At 65.3% G+C, this 25,987-nt stretch carries 25 protein-coding genes, 1 tRNA gene and 1 other RNA gene; 14 read left to right on the forward strand and 13 right to left on the reverse strand.

Going from position 1 to position 25,987, the window contains the following annotated elements; genetic code table 11:
- Positions 1-2: 2 nt before the first annotated feature.
- A complete protein-coding gene (locus AC3WLM_RS11200) occupies positions 3-1,136 on the reverse strand; it encodes an SPOR domain-containing protein (protein WP_039336130.1) in 1,134 nt (377 codons plus the stop codon).
- 335 nt (positions 1,137-1,471) lie between these two features.
- On the opposite strand from AC3WLM_RS11200, the gene AC3WLM_RS11205 reads away from it, so the two are divergent.
- The 3 genes from AC3WLM_RS11205 to AC3WLM_RS11215 are packed head-to-tail and all read left to right on the forward strand — an operon-like array spanning position 1,472 to position 4,057.
- Positions 1,472-2,197, forward strand: coding sequence for an AAA family ATPase (locus tag AC3WLM_RS11205; RefSeq protein WP_039336128.1), 726 nt, complete (start codon positions 1,472-1,474; stop codon positions 2,195-2,197).
- Positions 2,198-2,210: 13 nt separating this feature from the next.
- Complete coding sequence (locus tag AC3WLM_RS11210) at positions 2,211-2,735, forward strand: hypothetical protein (RefSeq protein WP_039336296.1); 525 nt, start codon at positions 2,211-2,213, stop codon at positions 2,733-2,735.
- A 20-nt stretch (positions 2,736-2,755) separates the two neighbouring features.
- Entirely contained in the window at positions 2,756-4,057 is a 1,302-nt protein-coding gene (locus AC3WLM_RS11215) for an SPOR domain-containing protein (protein ID WP_492477392.1), read from the forward strand.
- Between the two features lie 257 nt (positions 4,058-4,314).
- Here the strand turns inward: AC3WLM_RS11215 and AC3WLM_RS11220 are convergent, their stop codons facing one another.
- Together AC3WLM_RS11220 and AC3WLM_RS11225 are read right to left on the reverse strand one after the other, a co-directional pair.
- Positions 4,315-5,544, reverse strand: coding sequence for a dihydroorotase (locus AC3WLM_RS11220; protein WP_062345809.1), 1,230 nt, complete (start codon positions 5,542-5,544; stop codon positions 4,315-4,317).
- Positions 5,541-6,566 (reverse strand): aspartate carbamoyltransferase catalytic subunit, encoded by a 1,026-nt coding sequence (locus AC3WLM_RS11225; RefSeq protein ID WP_492477393.1) that lies wholly within the window; start codon positions 6,564-6,566, stop codon positions 5,541-5,543. Before AC3WLM_RS11225 ends, AC3WLM_RS11220 begins: the two co-directional genes overlap by 4 nt.
- 87 nt (positions 6,567-6,653) lie before the next feature.
- On the opposite strand from AC3WLM_RS11225, the gene sppA reads away from it, so the two are divergent.
- Both sppA and AC3WLM_RS11235 read left to right on the forward strand, forming a co-directional pair.
- Positions 6,654-8,531, forward strand: a complete 1,878-nt coding sequence (gene sppA / locus AC3WLM_RS11230) for a signal peptide peptidase SppA (RefSeq protein WP_492477394.1) — start codon at positions 6,654-6,656, stop codon at positions 8,529-8,531.
- Between the two features lie 19 nt (positions 8,532-8,550).
- Entirely contained in the window at positions 8,551-8,754 is a 204-nt protein-coding gene (locus tag AC3WLM_RS11235) for a hypothetical protein (protein ID WP_193827668.1), read from the forward strand.
- Between the two features lie 141 nt (positions 8,755-8,895).
- Here AC3WLM_RS11235 and AC3WLM_RS11240 read toward each other — a convergent pair whose 3' ends face one another.
- Entirely contained in the window at positions 8,896-9,078 is a 183-nt protein-coding gene (locus tag AC3WLM_RS11240; RefSeq protein WP_492477395.1) for a hypothetical protein, read from the reverse strand.
- Positions 9,079-9,210: 132 nt separating this feature from the next.
- Here AC3WLM_RS11240 and AC3WLM_RS11245 point away from each other — a divergent pair.
- Together AC3WLM_RS11245 and tig are read left to right on the forward strand one after the other, a co-directional pair.
- Positions 9,211-9,295, forward strand: a tRNA-Leu gene (locus AC3WLM_RS11245).
- A gap of 69 nt (positions 9,296-9,364) precedes the next feature.
- Positions 9,365-10,933 (forward strand): trigger factor, encoded by a 1,569-nt coding sequence (gene tig, locus AC3WLM_RS11250; RefSeq protein ID WP_039336121.1) that lies wholly within the window; start codon positions 9,365-9,367, stop codon positions 10,931-10,933.
- Positions 10,934-11,316: 383 nt separating this feature from the next.
- On the opposite strand, the gene AC3WLM_RS11255 is transcribed toward tig, so the two are convergent.
- The gene (locus AC3WLM_RS11255; RefSeq protein WP_156135833.1) at positions 11,317-11,559 is read right to left on the reverse strand and encodes a hypothetical protein; all 243 of its coding nucleotides are present in this window, start codon (positions 11,557-11,559) and stop codon (positions 11,317-11,319) included.
- Between AC3WLM_RS11255 and AC3WLM_RS11260 the strand changes: the two genes are divergently transcribed.
- On the forward strand, positions 11,558-11,911 hold the full coding sequence (locus AC3WLM_RS11260) for a hypothetical protein (protein WP_492477396.1): 354 nt from the start codon (positions 11,558-11,560) through the stop codon (positions 11,909-11,911). The two genes, AC3WLM_RS11255 and AC3WLM_RS11260, sit on opposite strands and share 2 nt — an antisense overlap.
- Before the next feature lie 46 nt (positions 11,912-11,957).
- Positions 11,958-12,674, forward strand: a complete 717-nt coding sequence (locus tag AC3WLM_RS11265; RefSeq protein WP_492477397.1) for a thermonuclease family protein — start codon at positions 11,958-11,960, stop codon at positions 12,672-12,674.
- Between the two features lie 5 nt (positions 12,675-12,679).
- On the opposite strand, the gene AC3WLM_RS11270 is transcribed toward AC3WLM_RS11265, so the two are convergent.
- Positions 12,680-14,143 (reverse strand): amidase, encoded by a 1,464-nt coding sequence (locus tag AC3WLM_RS11270; RefSeq protein WP_492477398.1) that lies wholly within the window; start codon positions 14,141-14,143, stop codon positions 12,680-12,682.
- Between the two features lie 199 nt (positions 14,144-14,342).
- On the opposite strand from AC3WLM_RS11270, the gene clpP reads away from it, so the two are divergent.
- Positions 14,343-15,035 carry an ATP-dependent Clp endopeptidase proteolytic subunit ClpP gene (gene clpP / locus AC3WLM_RS11275; protein WP_039336292.1) on the forward strand — a complete coding sequence of 231 codons (693 nt, stop codon included), beginning with the start codon at positions 14,343-14,345 and terminating at the stop codon, positions 15,033-15,035.
- Between the two features lie 150 nt (positions 15,036-15,185).
- A complete protein-coding gene (gene clpX, locus AC3WLM_RS11280) occupies positions 15,186-16,442 on the forward strand; it encodes an ATP-dependent Clp protease ATP-binding subunit ClpX (RefSeq protein WP_039336115.1) in 1,257 nt (418 codons plus the stop codon).
- A gap of 97 nt (positions 16,443-16,539) precedes the next feature.
- On the opposite strand, the gene AC3WLM_RS11285 is transcribed toward clpX, so the two are convergent.
- The 6 genes from AC3WLM_RS11285 to AC3WLM_RS11310 form a co-directional block, all read right to left on the reverse strand.
- Positions 16,540-17,115, reverse strand: a complete 576-nt coding sequence (locus AC3WLM_RS11285) for a fasciclin domain-containing protein (RefSeq protein ID WP_492477399.1) — start codon at positions 17,113-17,115, stop codon at positions 16,540-16,542.
- A gap of 350 nt (positions 17,116-17,465) precedes the next feature.
- Positions 17,466-18,425: a cation diffusion facilitator family transporter gene (locus tag AC3WLM_RS11290; RefSeq protein ID WP_193827674.1), complete on the reverse strand. Its 960-nt coding sequence runs from the start codon at positions 18,423-18,425 to the stop codon at positions 17,466-17,468.
- Between the two features lie 42 nt (positions 18,426-18,467).
- An RNA gene (rnpB, locus tag AC3WLM_RS11295) (RNase P RNA component class A) lies at positions 18,468-18,878 on the reverse strand.
- 7 nt (positions 18,879-18,885) lie between these two features.
- Positions 18,886-19,590, reverse strand: coding sequence for an N-acetylmuramoyl-L-alanine amidase (locus tag AC3WLM_RS11300; RefSeq protein ID WP_039336291.1), 705 nt, complete (start codon positions 19,588-19,590; stop codon positions 18,886-18,888).
- Positions 19,591-19,596: 6 nt separating this feature from the next.
- Complete coding sequence (locus tag AC3WLM_RS11305; protein ID WP_039336109.1) at positions 19,597-20,244, reverse strand: histidine phosphotransferase family protein; 648 nt, start codon at positions 20,242-20,244, stop codon at positions 19,597-19,599.
- Positions 20,245-20,323: 79 nt separating this feature from the next.
- Positions 20,324-20,734 carry a M67 family metallopeptidase gene (locus AC3WLM_RS11310; RefSeq protein WP_492477400.1) on the reverse strand — a complete coding sequence of 137 codons (411 nt, stop codon included), beginning with the start codon at positions 20,732-20,734 and terminating at the stop codon, positions 20,324-20,326.
- A gap of 899 nt (positions 20,735-21,633) precedes the next feature.
- On the opposite strand from AC3WLM_RS11310, the gene AC3WLM_RS11315 reads away from it, so the two are divergent.
- From AC3WLM_RS11315 to AC3WLM_RS11325, 3 genes are all read left to right on the forward strand, one after another.
- Positions 21,634-22,050 (forward strand): secondary thiamine-phosphate synthase enzyme YjbQ, encoded by a 417-nt coding sequence (locus tag AC3WLM_RS11315; RefSeq protein ID WP_492477401.1) that lies wholly within the window; start codon positions 21,634-21,636, stop codon positions 22,048-22,050.
- 193 nt (positions 22,051-22,243) lie between these two features.
- A complete protein-coding gene (locus AC3WLM_RS11320) occupies positions 22,244-24,163 on the forward strand; it encodes a methyl-accepting chemotaxis protein (protein WP_492477402.1) in 1,920 nt (639 codons plus the stop codon).
- A 39-nt stretch (positions 24,164-24,202) separates the two neighbouring features.
- Entirely contained in the window at positions 24,203-24,553 is a 351-nt protein-coding gene (locus AC3WLM_RS11325; RefSeq protein WP_039336097.1) for an energy transducer TonB, read from the forward strand.
- Positions 24,554-24,664: 111 nt separating this feature from the next.
- Here AC3WLM_RS11325 and AC3WLM_RS11330 read toward each other — a convergent pair whose 3' ends face one another.
- Complete coding sequence (locus AC3WLM_RS11330) at positions 24,665-25,948, reverse strand: Xaa-Pro dipeptidase (RefSeq protein ID WP_492477403.1); 1,284 nt, start codon at positions 25,946-25,948, stop codon at positions 24,665-24,667.
- Positions 25,949-25,987: the final 39 nt, after the last annotated feature.

Consider the following 25,987-nt stretch of genomic DNA (forward strand, 5'->3'; position numbering starts at 1 on the left):
CATCAGGGCTTTACCACCAGGCAAGTGAAGCCACCAGCCTTGAGCGCGCCGCAAGCCCTGTCTGCCTCGGCCTGACCGGCAAACCCCCCGGCAAGCAGGCGCGTGACCGAACCGGACGGAAGATCGATGCGGCCGTGGCCTGCCAGTTCGGGTCGGGCCTTGACCTTGCTCCACAGCCCATCCGCATTGGACTTCACGCCGAATGCACCCAGCTGGATGCGCCAGTTGCCTTTGGCCTGTGGGGCAGGGGGAACAGGAGCAGCGGCAGCAGGCTTCGGCGCTTTGGGTGCGACCGGCTTTGCTGCCGGAAGTTCCGCCATTTGCGCAGCAGCCGATGGTGCCTTCACGATCGGCTTTGCTGCCGGGGCATTGCTGCCGACCACGCGCTTGGGGGCGGGCATTGGCACCGGATTGGCAAAGTCTGCGCCTGCGGTAATGATCGATGGCGGCACCTCTGTCTTCTCCAGCGAGCTCGTCGGGGTGCTCGGACGGACCGGCGCGGTCGGCATGGCCTTGGCACCCAGATCGGCCGCCGCAAACTGCTCCGCGCGCTTGGCCTGTGCCTTCTGTTCAAGGTCGGCCGCCAGCGATACGCCAAGCTGGCGCTGTTCGAGCGGAACCATGTTGTCCATCATGGCCAGCGCCCGCGTGGCCTGTTCCAGCCCGTTCGACGAGGCCCGGCTCATCAGGGCATAGGCGCGAACCCAGTCCTTGCCCACCGTGTCGCCATTGAAGTGCGCAATGCCCAGGATGTACATCGCGCGCGGCTCGCCGCGTTCGGCCGATGCCTGCAGGAAAGGCATGGCATCGGCCTTGCGGTTGTCCTGGAACAGCAACAGCCCCAGCGTGTCGGACGCCTTGATATGGCCCAGCTCGGCGGCCTTGCGATACCATGCTTCGGCGCGCTTCAGATCCTGCGGCACCCCTTTGCCCAGCTTGTAGGCCTGCCCCATGTTGAACTGCGCATCGGCATCGCCCTTGGCAGCAGGGCCGAGCCATTCCTTCACCGCCGCTTCATGCTCCCCGCGCGACCACGCCTCGACGCCCGTCTTGGTATCGGCCTGTGCCGGAGCAGCGGCAAGCGTCATCGCCGCAGCGGTGATCGCCAGACTGGAATTGCGCTTGAAGTCTCTCATGGTCGCCAAAGTCCGTCCCGGTGGAATGCCAGTAAAAAGTCTTGTCCCGATCGTTCCTGCAACCCGCAGCCACCCCGTTCGGTCAGTGCCAGTTGCGATCCTGGACTTGCTGCGCGAGCCGTATAGTCAACGAGGCGTTAGCGAAGTCTTAGCAACGGATTGTGGCTGAAAAGTGCAGTGGCCCCGACGTCTGGCCGTAGCACGTCGCCGATTGGCCATCCGCGGAATGGAACCGACGTTAACCGAAATTTCAGCCCGATCTGCGAATCCGGACGCGAAGAGAACGTGGCGTGCGCCTGCATCATTGCGAGGTGCGAATATCAGGGGGTTTGGCTTTGCGCGTACTGGCATTGGCATCGCAGAAAGGCGGATCGGGCAAGACTACGCTGTCCGGTCACCTCGCCGTCCAGGCCCAGCGCGCTGGAGCAGGGCCCGTCGTGCTGATCGACATCGACCCCCAAGGCTCCCTTTCCGATTGGTGGAACGAGCGCGAGGCCGAATTTCCGGCCTTTGCCCAGACGACTGTTGCCCGCCTCGCTTCCGACCTCATGATCCTGCGCCAGCAGGGCTTCAAGCTTGCGGTCATAGATACCCCGCCCGCCATCACCATGGCCATCCAGTCGGTGATCTCGGTCGCCGAACTGATCGTCGTGCCAACCCGCCCGAGTCCGCACGACCTGCGCGCCGTCGGTGCCACGGTTGACCTGTGCGATCGCGCCGGCAAGCCGCTGATCTTCGTGGTCAACGCCGCCACGCCCAAGGCGCGCATCACCTCGGAAGCCGCCGTGGCACTTTCGCAGCACGGCACGGTAGCCCCGGTGACGCTGCATCATCGCACCGATTTTGCCGCCTCGATGATCGATGGCCGCACCGTCATGGAATGCGATCCCGGCGGCAAGTCGGCGGCGGAAGTGGCTGCATTGTGGACCTACATTTCCGAGCGACTCGAAAAGAACTTCCGCCGCACCGTCTTTGCCGTGCCGCAGCAGGCCGCTGCCATCCCGATGGCAGGCGCGCCGCGCCCGATGGGTGGCTTCGGCCGCCGCGTCGTCGGTTCCTGAGGAGGCGCCGCCCATGAGTGCCGCCAAGCCTCTCGCCTCGCTTTCGCCGAGCCTGCTTGCCCGCAAGGGGGCTGCCCGTCCGGCGATGCGCCCGCAACTGGCCATCAGCTACGATGAGCAGAGCCGCTTCCTCTCGCAGGACGATCTCGGCTGGAATGACCTTGGCGAAGACATCGCCGAAGTCGCCGCTCCGGCTCAGGTGGAGCAGCCCGTGGTCGTCCAGCAGATCGAAGCGCTGGCCGAAAAGGTCGCCGCCTTCGAGAAGCCTGCGCCGTCGAACGAATTTGCCTCGGCAGCTTCGATCAAGATCGTCCGCAATCGCCTGAAGGGCGGCAAGCCGGTCCGGTCCGCACTGCAGGAAGGCCGCAAGGCCGCTTTCACGCTACGCCTCGATAACTACCGCCACATGCGCCTTCGCCTGGCCTGCACGCTCGAAGATCGCAGCGCGCAGGAACTGGTGACCGAGGCGCTCGACCGCTTCCTGGCCGAACTTCCCGGGCTTGAAGACCTCGCCCGCCGCGCCGTGACGCGCAACTGACGCCTGAGGGGACCATGGACATGATCACCGCATTCGCACCCAACCGCGCCGCCCGCCTGGTGATGTCCACCGCGCTGGCCGCCGGCGTCCTGACCGGCTGTGCCAGCGGCGGCGCCCACCCCGACAAGTACGCATCGTCGGCCCAAGCCGCACTGGCCAAGGGCACCACGACGGCCGCGATCGAAAATGCCGAGAAGGCTGTCCTCGCCGATCCGCGCAACGCCGCCTACCGCGTGCTGCTCGGCAATGCCTACCTCAAGGCCGGGCGCTTTGAATCCGCGCGTCAGGCCTATGACGATTCAATGGAGCTTGGCGAAGACTCGAGCCGCACCGCGCTCAGCCTCGCGCTCGCCGACATTGCCCTTGGCCGCCATGCCGAGGCGATCGACACGCTCAATTCCTACCGCGACAGCATTGCCGCTTCGGACTACGGCCTCGCGCTGGCGCTCGCCGGCCAGCCGCAGCAGGGGGCACAAGTGCTTGCCCAGGCCCTGCGCGGTGGTGAGAACACGCCCAAGGTTCGGCAGAACCTCGCGCTTGCCTATGCGCTGGCTGGCCAGTGGCGCGAAGCGCGCACCATGGCCGCGCAGGACGTGCCTGCCAGCGAGCTTGGCGACCGCATGGAGCAGTGGGCGCTCATGGGCTATTCCGAACGCACCCGCGATCGCGTGGCCGGTCTGCTCGGCGTGCCGCTGCGTGGCGATACCGGCCAGCCGCAGGCGCTGGCGCTGGCGAACTTCCCAGCGACCGAACAGCTGGCCGCAGAAGCCGCCACCCGCGCGGAACCTGCCGCCGCTCCGGCACTGGCCGAAGCTGCGGTCAGGGAACTGCCTGCAACCGAGCCTCAATCACCAACCCCTTCGCTCGCCGATTCCTCGTCGCAATCGCAGCAGGCGCAGCTTGCCCTGATTGACCTGCCTGCTTCGCAATCGGCTGCGTCGCAGCCTTACGCCCGCCCCGCCGCCGTTCCGGCGCGCAAGAAGGTGCCGGCTGCAAAGCCCGTCGCGGCCCCGGCAAAGGCTGGCACCCATCTGGTCCAGCTCGGCTCCTTCTCGACGCCGGAGGGTGCCCGCCGCGCCTGGCGCCATTACACCGCGCGCAATCCCGAACTGAAGGGCTTCACGAACGTGACCACCAAGGTCTCGGTCAATGGCAAGGCGTTCTGGCGCGTGCAGGCTGCCGGCTTTGGCGGACAGGCTTCAGCGAGCAGTATGTGCGGGTCGGTCAAATCGCGCGGCGGCGTGTGCCTTGTCATGCGTGGCAGCGGTGCAGCGATGCCCGGCCCGCAGCGCCCGACCGAAAGCCGCATGGCCAAGCGCTGAGTTTCTAGAGCACTTTCCGACCAATCGGGCTTACCGTGATTGTCGCAGGGAGCTTCTCGGCAAGGAGCCTTGTGCAGGGCGGGCTGGTTGCCCGTCCAAGCAAGGCGACGCTGTCCGAGGGGCTCCCTCCTCGATCCTCGCGCTCGGCCAAAATCGGCTCCGTCACGGTGAGCCAGATTGGTCGGAAAGTGCTCTAAAGTTACCGTGTGAGAGCGGGCGGGGGGCGCGGTACCGAAAGGTTCCGCGCCCTTGCCGTATCAGTCGATCCGCGCGCCGCCCTTGAACAGCGCGGTCACGCGGCCTTCCACGGGCCTGCGATCGAACGGGGTGTTCCCGGCAGCCGCTGCCATCTTGTCGGAATTGACGATCCACGGCCGGGCAGGATCGACCACCGCGATGTCCGCTTCCGTGCCCACCTCAAGCCGCCCGGCCTCCACGCCCAACAGCCGCGCCGGGTTGGCGCAGAGCAGTTCGAATGCGCGGGCCATCGTGATCACGCCATCGCGGACCAGCGTGAGCGTCAGCGGCAGCAGCGTTTCGGCCCCGGCCATGCCCGGTTCCGCATCCGCGAAGGGCAGGCGCTTGTCCTCCGGCCCGCGCGGATCGTGGCCGGATGAGATCACGTCGATCGTGCCGTCGCCGATCGCCGCGATCACCGCCTTGCGGTCCGCATCCTGCCGCAGCGGCGGGGACATCCGGCAGAAGGTGCGAAACCCGACGAGTTCGAGGTCAGACAGGATGAAGTGCGCCGGCGTAACCCCCGCCGTCACCTTCACCCCACGCGCCTTGGCTGCGCGCACCAGATCGAGCGCCCGCGCGGTCGTCACCTGCCGGAAATGGACATGCGCGCCGGAAATCTCGGCTAGCGCGATGTCGCGCGCCACGGCCAGTGCTTCGGCCTCCGCTGGCGCGCTTGGCAGGCCCAGACGCGTCGCCACGTCGCCTGCCGTCGCCACGGCGCTGCCGGTTATGCCTGCGTCCTCGGCATGGGTGACGACCACCAGCCCCAGCATCGCGCAATAGCGCAGCAACCGAAGCATCACGCCCGAATCCGCGATCCAGCCGCGCCCGGTCGCCACGGCCTTCGCGCCCGCATCGCGCATCAGCGCCAGTTCGGCCAGCTCGCTGCCTTCAAGCCCGCGCGTCGCCGCGGCCAGCGGGTGAACCCACATGTCCGGCTTGCCAGACTGTGCCGCGAAGCGCACCCGCGCCGGATGGTCGAGCGGCGGCCCCTGGTCGGGCATCAGCGCCGCCCGGGTGATCCCGCCGAAGTGGAACGCGGGCTTGTCGATGGCAAAAACGCCCAGATCAACGAGGCCCGGCGCGATCAGCTTGCTGCCCGCGTCGAAGACGTCGTCGCCGTCCTGCGGCGTCACATCGCCCAGCGCCACAATGCGCCCGCCCTCGCAGCGCACGGCTCCGGCAACAGGCTCGCCCGCACCCAGTACCAGCTTGCCGCCGGTGATTGTCAGGGGCCGCGCGATCATGCCGGAACTCCTTCCGTTTCCCAGCCCGGCACGCCGCGCGTCCGGCGGGTCAGCACTTCCAGGCAGGCCATGCGGATCGCCACTCCCATTTCCACCTGCCGCGTGATCAGGCTGCGCGTTGGGTGGTCAGCCACGGTCGAATCGATCTCGATCCCGCGGTTCATCGGACCCGGATGCATCACGAAGGCATCGGGCTCGGCCTTGGCCAGCCGCTCCGGCGTCAGCCCGTAAAGATGGCGGTATTCGCGGGGCGAGGGGATGAACTGCCCGCTCATGCGCTCCTGCTGCAGGCGCAGCATCATCACGATGTTGGCGCCCTTCAATGCCGCATCGAAATCGTGGAACGGCGTCACTCCCATCGCCTCGACCTCGGCCGGCATCAGCGCAGGCGGCGCGCAGACCCGCACGTCCGCGCCCAGCGCCGTCAGGCTCAGGATGTTGGATCGCGCCACGCGGCTGTGCAGGATATCCCCGCAGATCGTCACCTTCAGCCCGTTGAGGTCTGACCCCACCGGCAGCCCCAGCGCGTGGCGCATCGTCAGCGCATCCAATAGCGCCTGCGTCGGATGCTCGTGCTGCCCGTCGCCTGCGTTGAGCACCGGGCAATCGACCTTCTCGGCAATCAGCCGCACCGCGCCGGAACTCGCATGGCGGATCACGATGGCATCGGCGCGCATGGCGTTGAGCGTCATCGCCGTGTCGATCAGCGTCTCGCCCTTTTTCACGCTGCTGGTGGCGGCGTGCATGTTGACCACGTCCGCGCCCAGCCGCTTGCCCGCGATCTCGAAGCTCAGGAGCGTCCGGGTGGAGTTCTCGAAGAAGGCGTTGATGATCGTCAGACCGTTCAGCAGATCGGTCTTCTTCTTCGGCTGCCGGTTCAGCTCCACCCACTGCTCCGCCTCGTCGAGGAGGTAGAGAATCTCGTGGCGCGCCAGCTGGCCGATGCCGGTCAGGTCACGGTGCGGGTAGGCGAGGCCGCCCGCTGGATAGCGGTCCGCTTGGGGTTTGGTTGAGCTTTGCATTAAAGCCAGTTCCCTAGAGGGCAGGCCCACCATTCTCAAGCCGTTTCCCGCTGGCAAAGCGCGCCCGTCCACAATAGTCTGCGCCCCATGAGCTTTGCCAAATCGGTCTGGAAGATCCTCGTCGCCATCAAGGACGGTCTCGTCCTGCTGTTCCTGCTGCTTTTCTTCGCAGGCCTTTACACCGTCCTCACGCTGCGGCCCGCTCCCGGCATGGTCCGCGAAGGTGCGCTCTACCTGCCGCTCGAAGGCCGCGTGGTGGAAGAAGCGAGCGAGATTTCGCCCACGCAATTGCTGTCAGGCCAGACGCCCGAACCGGAATACACCGCGCGTGACGTCTCGCGCGCCATTGCCGCTGCGGCAGACGACAAGCGCATCAAGGCCGTCGTGCTCGATCTCGAAGCCTTCGGCGGCGGCTCGGCCGTCCACCTCAGCCAGATCGGCGCAGCGATGGACAAGGTGCGCGCGGCAAAGAAGCCCGTGCTCGTCCGCGCGCTGATCTACACCGACGATGCGATGCAACTGGCCGCGCATTCGTCCGAAGCGTGGGTCGATCCCATGGGCGGCGTTGCCATCAGCGGCCCCGGCGGCACGCTGCTGTTCTACAAGGGCCTGATCGACAAGCTGAAAGCCAACGTCCACGTCTTCAAGGTCGGCACCTACAAGAGCGCGGTGGAGCCCTACATCCGCGCCGAAATGTCGCCCGAAGCGCGCGAGGCGATGCAGGCAGTCTATGGCACGCTGTGGCAGAACTGGCAGGACGAGGTGAAGAAGGCCCGCCCCAAGGCCGACCTGACCCTCGCCACCACCGACCCGGCCAAGTGGGTGCGCGACAATGGAAACGACGCTGCACAAGCCGCGCTCAAGTCCGGCCTTGTCGACAAGATCGGTGACCGCGTGGCTTTCGGAAAGCGCGTGGCCGAGATTGCCGGGGCCGACGAAGACGCCGGGCTTGGCGCCTTCAAGGCCACCGAACTCCCGGTCTATCTGGCTGACAAGCCCGTCTCGAAGCAGGGCAGCGCCGTCGCCGTCGTCACCGTCGCGGGCGAAATCGTCGATGGCGATGCCGGCCCCGGCACCGCGGGCGGCGATCGCATCGCCGATCTGGTCGACGGCGTGGCGCAGAGCGATGACTATGCGGGCCTCGTCCTTCGCGTCGATTCGCCGGGCGGCTCGGTCATGGCGTCCGAACGCATCCGCGCGGCGGTGGAGCGGGTGAAGGCCAGGGGCCTGCCGGTCGCCGTCTCGATGGGCAGCCTTGCCGCCAGCGGCGGGTACTGGGTCTCCACGCCTGCCCAGCGCATCTTTGCCGAACCCAGCACGATCACCGGCTCGATCGGCGTCTTCGCCGTGCTGCCCACGCTCGAACAGACGCTGCCGCAATATGGCGTGACCACCGATTCGATCCGCACGACCCCGCTCTCGGGCCAGCCGGACCTTCTGGGCGGCCTCAGCCCGCAGGTCGAAGCGCTGCTGCAGGGCCAGGTCGAACAGACCTACACCCGCTTTCTCGGCCTCGTCGCCAAGGCGCGCGGCAAGTCATCGGCCGACATCGACAGAATCGCGCAGGGGCGCATCTGGGACGGTGGCACCGCCCGCCAGCTCGGCCTCGTCGACCAGTTCGGCGGCCTGGATGATGCGGTGGCATGGGTCGCCAAACAGGCCAAGGCAGAAACCTTCCACGCTGCCTACATCGAAGACGAACCCAGCCCCTTCGCCCAACTCCTCCGCCAGATGGAAACCGGCGAAGCGCCCGAGGCACGGGCACACGATCTGGCGGGCGCTTTGGCGGCACAACAGCAGGGCCTGCTGGCGCGGATGCAGGCGGACGTGATGCGCCTGATGGAAGGCGGCGGGATCAGGGCTTATTGCCTGGAGTGTGAAAGCAACTCCAACGGCTCGGCACCCTCGAGTTCCGACGCGTCATCCAACGCAACTTGGTCACTGATCGCCAGGCTTCTGGCATGAGGCAATAGCGAGATCACCCATGCCGATGGTTGAAGTCTATGGCGAAGATGAAATGAAGCCCATGTTCAAGGGTGAATTTTCGTTCTTGCCCCGCTTGGGCGAATACATTTCGAAGGATGCGGGAGGCTACTTCGACTATTGGACAGTGAAGGAAATCTGGCACAGAGAAGAGGGTGAAACGGGCGTCTTTCAAGCGTGTCTGCGCGTGGAAATAAATGACTGACAACAGTCATCACGCCTGCAGATTCGTCACCCTGAACTTGTTTCAGGGTCCATATCTCCCTTTGCAAGGTCCGTGGTTGGCGAGAAATGGATGCTGAAACAAGTTCAGCATGACGACGCTTTCAACCAATCTCCTGCTGCTTCAATCCGGTGCAGCTGGCACCTCCTGCGGCGCGCCCGGTTGCACCTGATCCGGCTCGACCACCGGCGTCTCATCGGGCTGGATGACGGGCGGCACGCCGTCCGGTTCGGTCACCGGCGGGCTTTCGGGCGGGGACTGGGGTTCGATTCGGTCTGGCTGCGGGGAATCGGGGGTCGTGGCCATCGTGCGGCTCCTTTGAAGATTTATGCTTTCTTCCCCAACTCAGGCCGTCATACACTGTTCCGAGCCGTAATTCCAAGGCGCTTGCCCTTTTCAAGCCACTGCGATAGGGGCACCGCTCGCTTTTCGCCGGATGCGGGCGTGGCGGAACTGGTAGACGCAGCAGGTTTAGGTCCTGCCATCGCAAGATGTGGGGGTTCGAGTCCCTTCGCCCGCACCAGTCCGCGCGCCGGCGTCCGAGTCAGCTTTTCCCGCGCAAGCGCGTGACATACATGAAAGTTGGATCAGGATGCAGATCGTCGAAACCACCAACGAGGGCCTGAAGCGCGCCTACACCGTCACCATCCCCGCGGCCGACATCGCCGCTCGGGTCGAAGGTGAGGTCAAGAAGATCGCGCCGCAGGTGCGCATGCCCGGCTTCCGCCCCGGCAAGGTGCCCGCCAACCTCGTCCGCAAGATGCACGGCCCGGCGCTCCACCAGGAAGCGCTGCAGACCACCATCCGCGAAGCGATGGACAAGCTGGTTGCCGACAATAAGCTGCGCCCCGCGATGCAACCCGCCGTCTCGCTCGGCGAAGGCTATGACGAAGGCAAGGACGCCGAACTGACCGTCGAGCTGGAAGTCCTGCCGCAGATCGAAGCGCCCTCGCTCGATGGCCTGAAGCTTGAAAAGCTGACCGTTCCCGTCACCGAAGCCGAAGTCGACGAAGCCGTTGCCCGCATCGGCGCTGGCCAGAAGTCCTTCACCGACGCCAAGAAGGGCGCGAAGGCCAAGGACGGCGACCAGATCATCATCGACTTCCTCGGCAAGGTCGATGGCGTTGCTTTCGAAGGCGGCGCGGCTGAAGACACCCCGCTGGAACTCGGCGCTGGCCGCTTCATCCCCGGCTTCGAGGAACAGCTTGTCGGCGTGAAGGCCGGTGACGAAACCGTCATCACCGTGACCTTCCCGGAAGACTACCCGGCCGAAAACCTCAAGGGCAAGGAAGCCACCTTCGACATCAAGGTCAAGGCGGTGAAGAACCCCGGTGAGTTCGAAGCCAACGACGAATTCGCCAAGATGCTCGGCCTCGAAAGCCTCGAGCAATTGAAGACCCTGCTGCGCGGCCAGCTGGAGCAGGAAACTGCCGGCCTGACCCGCACCCAGATGAAGCGCGCGCTGCTCGATCAGCTTGCCGCCGGCCACGATTTCGCCGTGCCGCCTTCGATGGTCGATGCCGAGTTCGAGCAGATCTGGGCCCAGCTTCAGCAGGAAGCCCAGAACGAAGAGAACCCGGAAGAAGCCCTGAAGGAAATCGAGGCCGAGAAGGACGATTACCGCAAGATCGCCGAACGCCGCGTGCGCCTCGGCCTGCTCCTGTCGGAAATCGGCCAAGCCAACGGCGTGACCGTTTCTGCCCAAGAAATGGAAATGCTGATCCGCCAGGCTGCGCAGCAGTACCGCGAACAGGACCGCCAGCGCTTCGTCGACTACGTGCGTTCGGAACCGCTTGCCGCCGCCCAGCTGCGCGCGCCGCTCTATGAAGACAAGGTCGTCGACTTCCTGTTCGACAAGGCCGAAGTCACCGAGCGAGAAGTGACCAAGGAAGAGCTGCAGGCCGCGATCGAGGCTGAGGAAGGCGCCGCCGCCGCTCCGGCCAAGGCCGCCAAGAAGGCTCCGGCCAAGAAGAAGGCTGCCAAGGACGAAGCTCCGGCCGAGGAAGCTGCTGCTCCTGCTGAAGCTGAAGCCGAAGCGCCGAAGAAGAAGGCCGCTCCCAAGAAGAAGGCTGCCGAGGAAGCCCCTGCTGCCGAAGCCGCCGCTGAAGAAGCGCCTGCTCCGAAGAAGAAGGCTGCACCGAAGAAGAAGGCCGAAGGCTGATCTCCATTTCGGATTGATCCGGCTTGCGAAGGCCGGATTTCGGACGGCCCGGCGCGCATCAGCACGCCGGGCCGTTGGCGTTTCTGGCCATGCGCTACGTAATTGCGCGCCGCTTGAATGCGTATTTCGTTAGGAAAAGTGCAGACCATTCGGTTTCCGATCCATCTCCCGTTCGCACCCGAGTCGCATTGTGCCAGCATCCATCGGCAAGGAACCTCGTCTGGGGGAACTGCCATGCACACCGTTCGCAATCGTGTTGCCTCGCGTCCACGTCCGCCCCGCGCTTCCATCAGGGGGAAAGCGCCTCGCTCCAAAGTGTCGGCAGTCTCGCTGCGAGAGCCTTCCTTCCTGCTGCGCCAGGCAAATCCGCCAGCCTTTCCCGATCACCTTATCCTGCCAGCACCGCGCGGCGCGGTGATCGCCAGCATCCCGTGGCCTGAAGCGCCAGCCACGCCCTCATCGAAGAAGCCCCGCAAGGTCGCCAAGGGGAAGAGCGCAAAGCGCCGCCCCACCACCGCCCGCAAGGCCAGCCGCAAGAAGCCCGCAAATCGGACCAGGGCCTCCGCGAAGCGAGCTTCGGCTGCAGCAATCGCTGCGCTGCCGTCCACGGAGGCTCCGGCTGCCATGACCACGATCGACCTGCTCGACCGCGCGCTCGCGCTGGAGCCCGAAGTTCCCGAAGCACTGCCTGAACGCCATTCGGCCACAGCCTCCGCAACCGTGGCCGAACCCACCCCGCTGCCGCGCTCGCACGCCCCCATGCGTCCGCGCGGCAGCGGCCTTCTGGAAGTCATCTCGCAGTGGTTCCACAGCCTGGCGGTCTGGCGCAGGATGCGCAGGGACACCGCGCAGAAACGCAGCAGCCTCGCTCGCGCCAATGCCCGCCAGCGCGCGCTGCAATCGCAATTCGAAGCCCTCGAAGCCCTGCAGTCGCAGACGCAAATTCAGGCGCAATTTCAGGCGCAAACCAAATCCTAACCCTGCTTGCGCGAAGGAATGGCCTGCCCCGGTCAGGAGATTCCCTTTGCGCGCCTTCATAGCCCTGCTGCTCGCCACGACCCCGCTACCCGCTGCCGCGCAGATCATCAGCGGCAATGCCACGGCACTCGATGGCGACACGATCGACATGACCGGCCAGCGTATCCGCCTGTTCGGCATCGACGCGCCCGAACTCGGCCAGAAATGCGCGCGCGGCGGCACAAACTGGGACTGCGGCGCAGATGCGAAGCGTCATCTTGGCCTGCTGTTGCAGACGGGTGAGGTGAAATGCAGCGTCCGGGCGCAGAACGCGCAAGGCCTCGCGGTTGGCCAGTGCATGATTGACGAACGGGACCTGTCCGAAGCCATGGTCGCCGCCGGGTTTGCCGTTGCCATTGAAAACAGCCCCGGCGACGCGCCCTATCTGGAAGTGGAGCAGGCCGTGAAGACCGCGAAGGCCGGCATCTGGGCGGGCACTTTCGATCGGCCATCAGACTGGAGGAAGGCCCATCCTCAGGCCGGTATTGCGGCCAGCGCCAGCCAGAGGGCGCAAGGGGTTGCGCGATCGACGCGGACTAGCAGGGCCCAGGTCTATCGCAACGCCTTCGGCTGCGCGATCAAGGGCAATGTCAGCCAGCGCAATGGCGAGTACATCTATTACCTGCCCGGCATGAAGTACTATGACGGGACCCGGCCCGAGCGGCTCTTCTGCACCGAGGAAGAGGCCCAGGCAGCAGGCTTCCGCCGGTCCCGCGGCGGCTAGGGACCTTACTCCCCCCAGCGCTTGAACGAGGGGACAGGCACTGCCGTGGTCCGGGCGCGTTCGTAGGCAGCGCCCGCTTCCAATACGCGCTTGTCGTCCCACTTCGCGCCCATGATCGAAAGGCCGATGGGCAGGCCCTCTACCGCGCCCATCGGCACGGACAGATGCGGATATCCCGCGATGGCCGAGAGATTGCCGGCGCCCACGCCAACGAAGTGATCGCCCAGCACCAGGTCGATCGGCCAGGCCGGGCCCTCGGTCGGCGCGACAAGGAAGGTCACCTTGTTCTCGCGCAGCAGCCTGTCGATGCCTTCGGCCCCGGCGAGCTTGAGCGAATTGGCGCGTGCGGCGTTATAGCCGATCTGGTCGGTCGTCGCTTCGGCCTGCTCGAAAACGTCCTGCCCGAACCAGCGCAGTTCGTCTGGATGCGCCTTGTTGAAGGCGATCAGGTCGGCAAGCGACTTCGGCCCCTGCTTGGCGGGCAGGGAGCGCAGGTAGGCGCCCATGTCCTCGCGCAATTCGTAGAGCAGCACGGTGAACTCGTCGCGGCCCATTTCGGGCGAGGGTTCGAACGCGATCTCGACCAGCTCCGCGCCCGCCGCATTCAGGTCGGCCAGCGCCTTGTCGAACAGGGCAAGCAGGGCAGGGTGGTTGCCCGCCTGCTTGCGCAGCACGCCGATGCGGACGCCTTTCAGGTTGGCGGTGGCGAGGCCTGCGGTGAAGTCTGCCTTGCGCTTGTCGGCCTCGGCGGTGGCGCTATCGGCGGGGTCGGTCCCGGCGAGCGCGTTCATCAGCAGCGCGGCATCGGCGACGCTCCGGGTCATCGGTCCCGCCGTGTCCTGGCTGTGGCTGATCGGGACCACATGGGTGCGGCTGACCATACCGACGGTAGGCTTGAAGCCGACGATGCCATTGACCGAGGCCGGGCAGGTGATCGACCCGTCGGTCTCGGTGCCGATGGCTGCCCAGGCAAGACCCGCGGCCACCGCAGAGCCGCTGCCTGATGACGATCCGCACGCCGTCCGGTCGATCGCGTGGGGGTTCTTCGTCTGTCCTCCGATCGCGCTCCAGCCGCTGGACGAGGAGGACGAACGGATGTTGGCCCATTCCGAAAGGTTGGTCTTGCCCAGGATCACTACTCCCGCCTTGCGAAGCCTTGCGACAAGCGGAGCGTCGCGGCCGGTGACGTTGTCTTTCAGGGCCAGGCTTCCGGCGGTCGTGGCCATTGGGCCTGCAACCTCGATATTGTCCTTGATCAGCACCGCCTTGCCCGCAAGCGGTCCCTTGACCTTTCTGGCGGCAGCCTCCTCCTTCGCCGCATCGGGGTTGATCGCCAACACCGCGTTGAGCTTCGGTCCGGAGTCGTCGACCGCCGCGATCCGTGCCAAGTAATCGGACACGCTCTGCGCCGCGCCGCATGAAGGTAGTGCACCAGCGGCCATGGCAGAGCAAAGAAACAGCATTCTCATCAAGCCGACCCCACGCCAGAATCTCCGCCGGATGCTGCGCACGGCCCGCCGCACTTGCAAGCGCCTTGATGGCGGCAGCACCTTCGGGCGTGTCACCAAACCGGCTTTCGACCCGCAAATCCCCGGATTCGGGGTTAACGCCCTTGAACATCGCGTCGTGGCACGCGACATAGCGAAGCCTAACCATATGAGGATTTCCATGCTCGACCTGTTCGGCGCATCGAGTGCGCAAGGCAAATTCACCACCGATCCCGTCACCGGCGCGCTGATCCCGGTCGTGGTCGAACAATCGAGCCGCGGCGAACGCAGCTTCGACATCTATTCGCGCCTGCTGCGCGAACGCATCATCTTCGTGACCGGCGAAGTCGAGGACCACATGGCCTCGGTGATCATCGCCCAGCTCCTGTTCCTCGAATCGGAAAATCCGTCGAAGGACATCTCGATGTACATCAACTCGCCGGGCGGCGTGGTTACGGCAGGTCTCGCGATCTACGACACCATGCAATACATCCGCCCCCGCGTGTCGACCGTGTGCATCGGCCAGGCTGCGTCGATGGGCTCGTTCCTGCTTGCTGCCGGTGAGCCGGGCATGCGCATCGCGCTGCCCAACGCGCGCATCATGGTCCACCAGCCTTCGGGCGGCGCACGCGGCATGGCCTCGGACATCGAGATCCAGGCGCGCGAGATCCTGCGCATCCGCAAGCGCATGAACGACCTTTACGTCAAGTTCACCGGCCGCTCGCTCGACGAGATCGAGAAGGCGATGGACCGCGACACCTTCCTCGAAGCCGAGGAAGCGAAGAACTTCGGGCTCGTCGACAAGGTGTTCGAATCGCGTCCGGTGACCGATTCGGTCGGCGGCGAAGAAGGTTCGGGCGGCGCACCCGCATAAGGAATAACCCTGAGGGTCAAGGCCTTAAGCCCAGCGAAAGGCTTTGCCCCTTAGGATCACGTTACTGTAATCGAGTCCGGTTGATTAATGCCCTTGCGGTAGTAGGATGATCGGGCCCGCCTCTCGTGGAGAGGCGCCTGGGATGGACGAATGACCAAGCTTTCCGGATCGGATACCAAGAGCACCCTCTACTGCAGCTTCTGCGGCAAATCGCAGCACGAAGTGCGCAAGCTCATCGCCGGGCCGACCGTGTTCATCTGCGATGAATGCGTCGAACTGTGCAACGACATCATCCGTGAAGAGACCAAGGCCGGCATCGCCGGCAAGAAGGATGGCGGCGTACCAACCCCGCGCGACATCTTCGAGACTCTGAACGACTACGTGATCGGCCAGGACCGCGCCAAGCGCGTGCTCTCGGTGGCGGTCCACAACCACTACAAGCGCCTCAAGCACAGCGGCAAGGGCGGCGATGTCGAACTGTCGAAGTCGAACATCCTGCTCGTCGGCCCGACCGGTTCGGGCAAGACGCTGCTGGCACAGACGCTTGCCAAGACCTTCGACGTGCCCTTCACCATGGCCGATGCCACCACGCTGACCGAAGCCGGTTACGTGGGCGAGGACGTGGAGAACATCATCCTCAAGCTGCTGCAGGCGTCCGACTACAACGTCGAGAAGGCGCAGCACGGTATCGTCTACATCGACGAGATCGACAAGATCAGCCGCAAGGCCGAGAACCCCTCGATCACGCGCGACGTTTCGGGCGAAGGCGTGCAGCAGGCGCTGCTCAAGCTGATGGAAGGCACCACCGCCTCGGTTCCCCCGCAGGGCGGGCGCAAGCATCCGCAGCAGGAGTTCCTGCAGGTCGACACCACGAACATCCTGTTCATCTGCGGCGGCGCCTTTGCGGGCCTCGACAAGATCATTGCCGACCGCCTGCAGAAGCGCTCGATTGGCTTCGGCGCGCACGTTGCCGATCCCGAAAAGCGCCGCGTGGGCGAACTGCTCCAGAAGTCGGAACCTGAGGATCTCCTCAAGTTCGGCCTGATCCCCGAATTCGTCGGCCGCCTGCCGGTGATCGCGACCCTGAACGACCTCGACATCGAGGCGCTGGTCAAGATTCTCAAGGAGCCGAAGAACGCGCTGATCAAGCAGTACGCCAAGCTGTTCGAGCTGGAAGACGTGACGCTGACCTTCACCGACGACGCCCTTGAAGCGATCGCCAAGAAGGCCATCGAACGCAAGACCGGCGCGCGCGGGCTTCGCTCGATCGTCGAAGGCCTGCTGCTCGACACCATGTTCGACGTGCCGACCGAGACCGACATCAACGAGGTCGTGGTCGACAAGGACGTCGTCGAAGGTCGCAAGGAACCGATCCGCGTCCACAAGGGCAAGGAAGAAGCGGCCTGATTTCTGGCTTCGACTGAACATGAAAGAGGGCGGGTACCGAGAGGCACCCGCCCTTTTTGTTGGCCACTGCCCCCCTGTTTGGAAGGGGCAAGCAAGATCAGTTCGGCAGCGAGACCGCGTCGGTCACATGGATCACGCCGTTCTTCTGCATCACATCGGCTTGCGTCACGTGGGCCATGCCGCCCTTTTCGTCGGTGAGCATGACGGTATCGCCCATCAGCGAGGCCGTGAGCTTGCCGCCCGCGACGGTGGTGAGTTCGGTCTTGCCGCCATCGGCCTTGATCTTGGCGACGAGCTGCGCCGCCGTCACCTTGCCCGGCACGACGTGGTATGTCAGGACCTTGGTCAGCGCGGCCTTGTTTTCGGGCTTGAGCAGGGTATCGACAGTGCCCGCAGGCAGCTTGGCGAAGGCAGCGTTGGTGGGAGCGAAGACGGTGAACGGGCCGGTGCCATTCAGCGTATCGACAAGGCCGGCTGCCTTGACCGCGGAGACCAGCGTGGTGTGATCGGCCGAGTTCACCGCGTTCTCGACGATGGTCTTCGAGGGGTACATTGCGGCGCCGCCGACCATCTTGGTCTCTTCATGGTGGTTGGCGAAGGCAGGCGTGACGAACGCGGGTGCTGCAGTGGCGGCGGTAGCGGCGAGGGCCGCGATCAGGAACTTCGAGCTCATCGGTAACTCCTTGGTCGAAACGTGGCTGTATCCGGCGCAAGATCTGAGGCTGCCGGCCCGCCCCTCCGCGACCAGAGGTGGTAGCTGCACGGGGCGATTCCACATGGCCCATGGTGCATGTGCTTGATTACGAAGTGTAATTGGCAAAAAATAGGCGCGCTGCGTGGGGCAGCGCGCCTGAAGAATTGGTACCCCGGCCGAAGGGAACGAGTAGCCGGGGATCAAGGGAGGAACCGGGGCGGAGGGGTAAGTCTGCCCCGATCGGAACGTCTCCTGATGCCGATATGGCCCTCTGTCCCGTGCCCTGCGACCTGTCTCTTGGGACATTGAGGGATGCACGATGGGGCTGTTTACACCACGTTATCGTGCAACAGCGCGCATTCGTGGCCATCGATCGTCTCGACCTGGACGGTTGCGTGGCCAATGCCGAAATCATGGTCCAGTTCATGCGCGAGCTGGTGGAGGAAGCTGTCACCCGGATGGCCGCCCGGCATCACGAGGTGCGCGGTCAGCGCGGTCTCAGTCGTGCTCATCGGCCAGATGTGCAGATCGTGCACCGCCTCGACCCCGCTCAGCGAGTTGAGGAAGTGCCGCACTTTCTGCTCGTCGATTCCGGGCGGAACGGCGTGCAGGCCCATGCGCAGCGAATCCTTGAGCAGCCCCCATGTGCCTGCGGCGATGATGCCGACAATGACAAGGCTGGTGACCGGATCGATCCATTGCGCACCTGTCAGCGTGATCAGCAGGCCTGCGACAACGACGCCGGCCGAAACCGCAGCGTCTGCAGCCATGTGCAGGTAGGCGCCGCGGATGTTGATATCGTGCTTGCGCCCCCGCATGAACATCAGCGCCGTGACGGTGTTGATCACGATGCCGACGGCGGCTACCGCCATGACCGGACCACCCGCAACCGGCTCGGGCTCTATCAGCCGGCGGATCGTCTCGACCAGGATGGCGCCCAGCGCGACCAGCAGGAACGCGGCATTGCCGAGGGCGGCCAGGATCGAGCTGGACTTGAAGCCATAGGTGAAGCGGGCCGAGGGCGGCCGCGCTGCCAGCACGCTGGCGGTCCAGGCGATGACGAGTCCCAGCACGTCGGACAGGTTGTGTCCGGCATCTGCCACCAGCGCCATCGAACCGGCCATCACACCGTAGACCGCCTCGACCACGACAAAGCCGAGGTTCAGCGTGATGCCGACGGCAAAGGCCCGGCCGAAGCTGGCGGGAGCGTGGGAATGGCCATGGCCATGGTGGTCATGCCCGTGCCCATGCCCATGATGATCGTGATGGTGATGATGGCCGCCGGACATGGACCCGTCCTAACAACTTGCAGCGCTGTAGGAAACCATCGAAGCGCCAGGGGGCCTGTAAGCCGGGTTCTGTAGCGCCGACGGTATCCCACAAGTGGACCGTATCGCCGCTGGCAGCCATTCCTCTAGGCGGACCGTTGCCGGAACGCTCAAGCAATCAACCCGGACTGCTGGCCCGAAACAAGCCTGCTCGGAAGAGCGCGCAGTCCCTATTCGATCTTGCTCCGGGTGGGGTTTGCCGTGCCGCTTCCGTTGCCGGTCGCGCGGTGCGCTCTTGCCGCACCCTTTCACCCTTACTCGTCCTTGCGGACTAGCGGTCTGCTCTCTGTGGCACTTTCCCTTGACCTTCCACCTTGCGGTGTCAGGCCCGGCGGGCGTTACCCGCCACCCTTGTTTCGTGGAGCCCGGACTTTCCTCGGGATCTTGCGATCACGCGGCTGCCCGGCCCCCTGGCGAGCGGTCACCTAGCATGACCGAGATCGCGTTCCAACAGGAGTTCGAACAGCAATGCGCCGATCTGGCCATCGACCTGCCCATCGATCCGGTGTGGCCGCCAGCGCCGCTGGAAGGCGCGCACTGCGGCTTCCTGATCGGAAATGTCATAGCCGAAGCGTTCGAGGGCGAGGAAGAACGCAGCCTCGTTGTCGTAGAGCAGCCGCATCGAGAGCTTGGGTGTGGGCAGGCAGAGGCGGTGCCGAGCGAGCAATTCCCACGGGAACAACTCGCCCGGATCTTCCTTGCGCGCCGGGGCAACGTCGGAATGGCCGACAACGTTGGCGCGGGGCACGTTGTGCCGCTTGACGATATCGGCGAGCAGCGGCAGCAGCGCCTCGATCTGTGCGTCGGGGAACGGGCGGTAGCCGAATTCGTGGCCGGGATTTACCAGTTCGATCCCGACGCTCGCCGAGTTTATATCGGTGATCCCGCGCCAGGAGGACCGCCCGGCGTGCCAGGCGCGCTTGTCCTCGTCCACCAGGCCGGTGACGGTGCCGTCCTCGTCGATCATGTAGTGCGCCGAGACTTCCGCTGCCGGATCGCAGAGCCGATCAAGCGCCGCCTGTGCGGTCTCCATGCCGGTATAGTGCAGCACCACCATGGTGACCGGCAGCTTGCGCTCGTTCCAGTTCGGCGATGGCACCTCGCGATGGACGAGCCAGCGGCGCATCATGGATCAGGCTGCCGGGAGCACTGCGCCCATGACCAGGCTTTCCGCCGTGACGTGGACCTGCACCCCGCCGCCGACCGAGGCGGCAAGCTGCTGGACCATCGCGGCGGGCGCCGTCTTGCTGGACAGTTCGCTTGCAGCCAACGTGCCTTCAAGCGCCTGACCGACCGCCGGATCAAACGCCACGCGCTGCCCGGCGGCGCGCACGACGATCTCGATCGCGCCGCCGTTCACTTCTGCACCGATATCGAGCGTGCCGCCGCGGACCAGCGCGTCGAGCCCGATCAGGGCGAGGTTGAGCAGGGTCTTCACCGCGGGCTTGGCCAAGGCATCGACGCCGAACATCCAGTTCACCGCGACACGCCCGTTGCTGCCGGCCAGCGCATCGATCAGGGCGCGCGCCTCGTTCACCGGCACGGAATCGCCGAAGCCGCCGGCCGCACCGAAGGCGAGGCGGAAGAACTTGAGCTTGTCTGCCGACGCCTTCGCGCTCTGTTCGAGCAGTTCGAAGCAGCGCTGACGCATTTCGGGGTCCTTCTCCTCGACTAGGAGTTCGAGACCGTTGGAAAGCGCGCCTACCGGGCTGAGCATGTCATGGCAAAGGCGCGAGCAGAGCAGGCTGGCGAGATCGAGCGCGGAAGCAGGTGCTGTCATGTTCTGATGGAAGGCCTTTTTGGATCAGTGGTCTGCGCAAGGGGCTCTGTGCGAGCAAACGGGTTGATGCCTTACAGCCTTAGCCAGCGATGACCGCATAGGAAAGCGCTTCGAACCCGTTCGGGCCATCGTGCCAACACGTAATTGCCCACGATCCGTCGCGGACCGGCGCGGCAATCGCCCAGACCTTGCCATCGTGCGCGGCGCTGGCTGCGTCGGTGGATGACGGGCGGGCAAGGCCGTTGGGATGCGTGTGAAAATAGCCGAGAACGTCCGGCCCGCCAGCCCGCGCCGCCTTGTGCGCGGCGATGAGGGCGGCGGGATCGATCTCGAAATGGCGCGCCGGGTCGGCCGCGACATTGGCGGTGCGAACGGCGGTTTCCACGCGGGTGCCACAGCCAAGCAGGAGGCCGCACGCCTCGTCGGGGCAGGCATCGCGGGCCGCCACCGTCATCGTCGCAATTGCGCTGCTGGCTATCTCGAACGGCATGGCGTTGCTGTGGCGGGGAGAGGCGGTGGTTGCAAGGGGGGCGCCTGATTTGCCACCCCCGCTCCCCCGTCCTTCGGCTCGTCGCGCAGGCGGGGGCCTCAGTCGGTTTACTGTGAGGTTCCGTAAGAACACCGAGGTCCCCGCCTGCGCGGGGACGCAGGGGTGTTATGAGTAGGCATCCGCTGGCGAATACGGACCGGTGCGCCGGTGGGAAGTGACAGATCGCGCGACCGGTGCGGTGCCGTTTGGCACGCAAGGGATGGGGCGCGGGACCGGTTGCGAGTGGCCGGGGGGCGGTTCCGGACCCCTTGTCGGCTCAGCCTGAGGGCGGACACATGTGAAAGGACGAAGCCTTGGCAGCGGCTCGCTTGCTGCCTTGGCTTCTGGCAAGCGGCTGCGTGAAAAGAACCTGTCGTTTGCGCCGACATTGTCACGCAAGTCATGGCGGGTTCCGCATCCGCAGCGTCGCTCAGGGTTCGGCGCCGTGCTATCAGCCCTGGGTTGTCCTGTCTGTCCTTGGGTAACGGCAGGGAATGCCCGGTGGGTCTTGGGCTTTACGCCCCTCGTTGAACCCGCTGCGCACCTGCCGCACCGATCGCGCCGGAAGCTTTCCGCACACAGCGTCAGCTTCCGAAGGAGAGGAGCGGGTTGGCCTTGTGCCCTCTCCTGACCTGAGGGTGGGGCGTATAACCTATATGGTTCTTTTTGTCAAGTTGTTCCAGCACCACCCTTCATCGTCATCCCGGGCTTGACCCGGGATCCCGCTTTCTTGTTGCGAGGGTGTGCAGGAAGAAAAGCGGGACCCCGGGTCAAGCCCGGGGTGACGGTGTTGTGTGGGGTGTGGGTCGGACGGCTGCGAGGTCTGGCGCGGCGAGGGCATATGCTGCCATAAGGCCGTCATGCGCCAGTCTGCCACCGAGATCACCATCGCTACCCCGGGCCAAGGCCTGCATGAGATAACCCGCGATGTGGTGCGCTGGACTGGCGAACAGGGCATGGCCACCGGCTTGCTGACCGTGTTCTGCCGCCATACCTCGGCTTCACTGACAATCCAGGAGAACGCCGCGCCTGAAGTGCGGGGCAATATCGTTCGCTGGCTTTCGCGTCTTGCGCCGGAGAACGGTGGCTATGCCCATGACGATGAAGGTCCCGACGACATGCCGGCGCATTTGAAGTCGATACTCACGGGCGTGTCGCTATCGATTCCGCTGGTCGGGGGGCGACTGGCACTGGGCACGTGGCAGGGCATATATTTGTGCGAGCACCGCCGGGCAGGCCATCGTCGGCGCGTGACGCTGCATCTTCTGGGCGCTTGACCCCCCGGCAACATTAACCATGAAGGTGGCCCGTATCGGGCCGAAAGCTGCGCAAACAGTAGCGTTGTGACAATCTGGCTGGAGAAAACCTTTCTAGGCCAGTGCGCGACTCTACGGGGCCGTCGCGATACGGAAAGTTCCCCCCTCCCGGCATAAGCGGGTGACATGCCGCAAGGCCTGTCGGGGAACATTGATGTTCAGCTTCAACATAACCAAAAAATTCATCGCTGCTTTTGCACTGCTGCTTGCGGCGATGGCAGGCATGGGCCTGTTCGCGATTTCGAAGATCGGCGAGGTCAATGCCATTGCCGCCGAACAGCGCGACATCTGGATACCCAGCGCGGAAAAGCTCGGCGATATCCACGCCTTCACCTCGCAATATCGCCTCAAGCAGGACGAGATGTTCAGTGGGGAGACGCCCGAGGCCGTGGCGCGCGGCCAGAAACTGCTCAGGAATGCGCGCAGCGCGATCGATGCGGAAATCGTCGAGTTCGAGAAACTTGCCATCACGCCGGATCAGAAGACCGGGACGGCCGCGCTGAAGCAGGCCTGGGCGACTTTCCTTGCCCAGGATGAAACCATGCAGGCGATGGCGATCGGCGGCGACACCCGGGGCGCCCAGGTGATGCACGATGGCGAGGGCATCGATACCTTCTATGCCCTGGAAGACACGATCCTCGCCGTGATCGAGGCCAACAAGAAGGACGGCGCTGCGGTCGCCGCCAATGCCGAGAAGATCTATGCCTCGGCGCGCAAGTTCACCCTTGCGGCGCTTGGCCTTGCTCTGCTCAGCGCGGTTGTCCTGCTGGTCTATCTCATTCGCAACATCGCCAAGCCGGTGGTGTCGATGTCGGACGCCGTGTCGCGCCTGATCGATGGAAATCATAACGTCGCCGTCCCGGGCCTTTCCCGGTCCGACGAACTTGGCCAGCTTGCCCGCGCGCTTGATCGCTTCCGCGATGTCTTCGCATCCGACCATGCCCGCGCCGAAGCCGAGAAGCAGCGCGCCCGCGAAGTGCAGCTGACCATCGATGAGATCGGCGAGGGACTGACCGCGTTGGCCGAAGGAAACCTGACCTTCCGCGTCAAGGAGAACGGATCGGGCGCGCTGGCAAAGCTGCATGTCGACTACAATGCTGCCGTGACCGCGCTTGAGCGGGTGCTCGGCAAGATCGTCGAGGGTTGCCACACGATCAAGCTTGGTACGGACGAGATTTCGAGCGCGGCATCGGACCTGGCGCTGCGCGCCGAGCAGCAGGCGACATCGCTGGCTGAAACATCGCGCACGATCACCGAGTTCAGCTCCTCGGTCAGGACCACGGCCGAGAACGTGAAGCAGACGAGCACCCGCCTGTCTGTGGCCCGCAACACCGCCGACGGTGTTGGCGATACCGCCAATCGTGCCGTGGCCGCCATGCGCAGCATCGAGGCCAGTTCGCGCGAGATGGCCGAGATCGTGGGGGTCATCGACGGCATTGCCTTCCAGACCAACCTGCTGGCGCTCAATGCCGGAGTCGAGGCCGCGCGTGCCGGTGATGCCGGCAAGGGCTTTGCGGTGGTCGCCACCGAAGTGCGTGCCCTGGCGCAGCGGTCTGCCGATGCCGCCAAATCGATCCGCGACCTGATCGGCAAGAGCACCGAAGAGGTCAGCGGCGGGGTTGCCCTGGTCGAATCGAGCGGTGAGGCCCTGCGGCAGATCGTCAACGAAGTCAGTGCGGTCTCGGAGCTGGTAGACCAGATCGCCGAGGCTGCCGGACAGCAGGCGGCCGGCATTGCCGACATCTCGGCGATGGTCGGTTCGATGGACAGCTTTACCCAGCGCAATGCCGCGATGGTCGAGGAAAGCTCGGCCGGAACGCGCAATCTCTCGAACGAGACCATTGCGCTGGTCGAGCAGGTCGGGCGCTTCCGCCTTGGTACGAGCGGCCAGGCCCGCTCATCGGCACTGCTCTCCGCCAAGCCGCAAGCTTCTGCGCCCGCAGCGTCGAAGCCCGCTCCGCTGCCCGTGGCTACTGCGACGGCAGAGCCCGCCGCGCAGCCTGCAGCGCGCCCCGCTCCGGTCCTCGGCAATACTGCCCTGAAGGTCGACGAGGACGATTGGTCCGAATTCTGAAAGCCGCAACGTCATTCAAGAAGATCGAAGGAACGACCCATGAAGATTATCGACAGGATCGCACTTGGCATTGCCTCGCTTGCCTTTGCCGCAACCGCCATGCCTGCCTTTGCGCAGTCTGCCGAGTGGCAGAAGCAGGTGACGCGCATCATCGCGTCCAAGCAGACCTATCCACGCACGGCGCAGATGCGCGGCGAGGAAGGCACGGCCAAAGTCAAGGTGTTCGTCGGCGCTGGCGGCAACATCGAGCGAACCGAACTTGTCGCGCCCTCGGGCTCAAGCACGCTCGACAAGGAGGCGCTGGCCATGCCGACGCGCGCCGGTTCGGTGCCGCCACCGCCGGGCGGCGCCACGGCCATCGTCGTGCCGGTGACGTGGAAGTTGCTCTGAGCGAGCAGTGATTGCCATCTGGCGGGCCGTCCCCCTCCGGCCCTGTCGGCTCTTGCCGGTCCTCCCTTGCCGGCAGATCGGGGCGGCTCGATCCGGGCCGCCCCTTTTCGCTCATTTCACCAATTCGCCACCCTTCATGACATGGCGCACGTCTTCGAGGACGGCGATATCGGCCAGGGGGTCCCCGGTGACTGCGATCATGTCGGCCCAATGGCCGGGCGAGAGGGCGCCGACGTCCTTGCTCCAGCCGAGCAGGTCGGCGGCGACGGTGGTGGCAGACTGGATTGCCTGCATCGGCGTCATTCCGTAGCGGACCATGTACTTGAACTGCCGCGCATTGGCGCCGTGGGGGAAGACCCCGGCGTCGGTGCCATAGCTGAGCCTGACCCCGGCCTTGACCGCCTTGCGGAAGCCTGCGCGCTGGGCTTGGGTGGTCTCGTCGTTCTTGCGCAGCATGTCGGCAGGCCAGCCATCGCGCTTGCCGACCTCGGCGATGAAATCCCCGTTGTAGATATCCATGTCGAGCCAGACGCCGCGCGCCTTGGCAAGGGCAATGCCTTCATCGTCGATCAGGCTGGCATGCTCGATCGCCTTGACGCCCGACTGGATGGCAAGCTTGATTCCGGCGGCGCCATGGGCATGGGCGGTGACCCATGATCCGCGCTGGCGGGCAACGTCGACCGCTGCCTTCATCATCTCGCCCGACAGTTCGATCTGGCCGGGTTCGGTGCCTTGCGCCAGCACTGCGCCGGTGGCGATCAGCTTGATCGAATCCGCGCCGTTCTGGAACAGCGCGTTGACCTTGCGGGTAACGTCCGCCGCATCGGTGACGACGCCGGCGCGCATGTCGGCAGGGACGGTGACATCGGGCGAGAAGCCGGTGACCTCGCCGCCGCCGCCGGGGATGGTGACATAGGCCCCCACCGCGCTGACGCGAGGGCCGGGCACGTCGCCACGGTTGATGGCGTTGCGCAGTTCGACATCGGCATAGGCGCGGAAGGAGCCGACATCGTGCACCGAGGTAAAGCCTGCGAGCAGGGTCTTCCTGGCATTGCGCGCGCCAATGAAGCCGATCTCCATGGCTGAATGGAGCAGCGGCTCGGCGACGTTGCTGGACTGTTCGACGTCGGCGAGGTGCACGTGGCAGTCGATCAGGCCGGGCAGGACGGTGAAGGCCGACCAATCCACGATTTTCGCGCCTGCGGGCAAGGGACCATCGGGCTGGACAGCCACGACGCGCCCTTCCTCGACCTTGATCACCTGCGCGGCGAGAACCCGTCCGGCTTCCGGATCGATCAGCCGCCCGGCACGGACATAGAGCGTTTCGGCGCTTGCCGTGGTGGGGATCAGGGCGAGTAGCGCGAGGACGGTGAGAGGCAGATGGCGATGCAGCATGGTTCGCAGACTATCGCACCATGCTGCAAGCGCAATCGG

It is taken from the genome of Novosphingobium sp. FW305-C-30-35 (assembly GCF_058783135.1).

Bases quoted from the DNA above. Each gene is read 5' to 3' on its own strand.
- AC3WLM_RS11260 (WP_492477396.1), top strand. From the start codon at position 11,558: ATGACCACGATCGACCTGCTCGACCGCGCGCTCGCGCTGGAGCCCGAA.
- AC3WLM_RS11315 (WP_492477401.1), top strand. From the start codon at position 21,634: ATGCGCCAGTCTGCCACCGAGATCACCATCGCTACCCCGGGCCAAGGC.
- AC3WLM_RS11225 (WP_492477393.1), bottom strand. From the start codon at position 6,566: ATGCAAAGCTCAACCAAACCCCAAGCGGACCGCTATCCAGCGGGCGGC.
- AC3WLM_RS11285 (WP_492477399.1), bottom strand. From the start codon at position 17,115: ATGAGCTCGAAGTTCCTGATCGCGGCCCTCGCCGCTACCGCCGCCACT.
- AC3WLM_RS11210 (WP_039336296.1), top strand. From the start codon at position 2,211: ATGAGTGCCGCCAAGCCTCTCGCCTCGCTTTCGCCGAGCCTGCTTGCC.
- clpX (WP_039336115.1), top strand. From the start codon at position 15,186: ATGACCAAGCTTTCCGGATCGGATACCAAGAGCACCCTCTACTGCAGC.
- AC3WLM_RS11235 (WP_193827668.1), top strand. From the start codon at position 8,551: ATGCCGATGGTTGAAGTCTATGGCGAAGATGAAATGAAGCCCATGTTC.
- AC3WLM_RS11255 (WP_156135833.1), bottom strand. From the start codon at position 11,559: ATGGCAGCCGGAGCCTCCGTGGACGGCAGCGCAGCGATTGCTGCAGCC.
- clpP (WP_039336292.1), top strand. From the start codon at position 14,343: ATGCTCGACCTGTTCGGCGCATCGAGTGCGCAAGGCAAATTCACCACC.
- AC3WLM_RS11215 (WP_492477392.1), top strand. From the start codon at position 2,756: ATGATCACCGCATTCGCACCCAACCGCGCCGCCCGCCTGGTGATGTCC.
- AC3WLM_RS11320 (WP_492477402.1), top strand. From the start codon at position 22,244: ATGTTCAGCTTCAACATAACCAAAAAATTCATCGCTGCTTTTGCACTG.
- AC3WLM_RS11300 (WP_039336291.1), bottom strand. From the start codon at position 19,590: ATGCGCCGCTGGCTCGTCCATCGCGAGGTGCCATCGCCGAACTGGAAC.
- AC3WLM_RS11290 (WP_193827674.1), bottom strand. From the start codon at position 18,425: ATGTCCGGCGGCCATCATCACCATCACGATCATCATGGGCATGGGCAC.
- AC3WLM_RS11220 (WP_062345809.1), bottom strand. From the start codon at position 5,544: ATGATCGCGCGGCCCCTGACAATCACCGGCGGCAAGCTGGTACTGGGT.
- AC3WLM_RS11270 (WP_492477398.1), bottom strand. From the start codon at position 14,143: ATGAGAATGCTGTTTCTTTGCTCTGCCATGGCCGCTGGTGCACTACCT.
- tig (WP_039336121.1), top strand. From the start codon at position 9,365: ATGCAGATCGTCGAAACCACCAACGAGGGCCTGAAGCGCGCCTACACC.
- AC3WLM_RS11330 (WP_492477403.1), bottom strand. From the start codon at position 25,948: ATGCTGCATCGCCATCTGCCTCTCACCGTCCTCGCGCTACTCGCCCTG.
- AC3WLM_RS11325 (WP_039336097.1), top strand. From the start codon at position 24,203: ATGAAGATTATCGACAGGATCGCACTTGGCATTGCCTCGCTTGCCTTT.
- AC3WLM_RS11305 (WP_039336109.1), bottom strand. From the start codon at position 20,244: ATGACAGCACCTGCTTCCGCGCTCGATCTCGCCAGCCTGCTCTGCTCG.
- AC3WLM_RS11240 (WP_492477395.1), bottom strand. From the start codon at position 9,078: ATGGCCACGACCCCCGATTCCCCGCAGCCAGACCGAATCGAACCCCAG.
- AC3WLM_RS11310 (WP_492477400.1), bottom strand. From the start codon at position 20,734: ATGCCGTTCGAGATAGCCAGCAGCGCAATTGCGACGATGACGGTGGCG.
- AC3WLM_RS11200 (WP_039336130.1), bottom strand. From the start codon at position 1,136: ATGAGAGACTTCAAGCGCAATTCCAGTCTGGCGATCACCGCTGCGGCG.
- sppA (WP_492477394.1), top strand. From the start codon at position 6,654: ATGAGCTTTGCCAAATCGGTCTGGAAGATCCTCGTCGCCATCAAGGAC.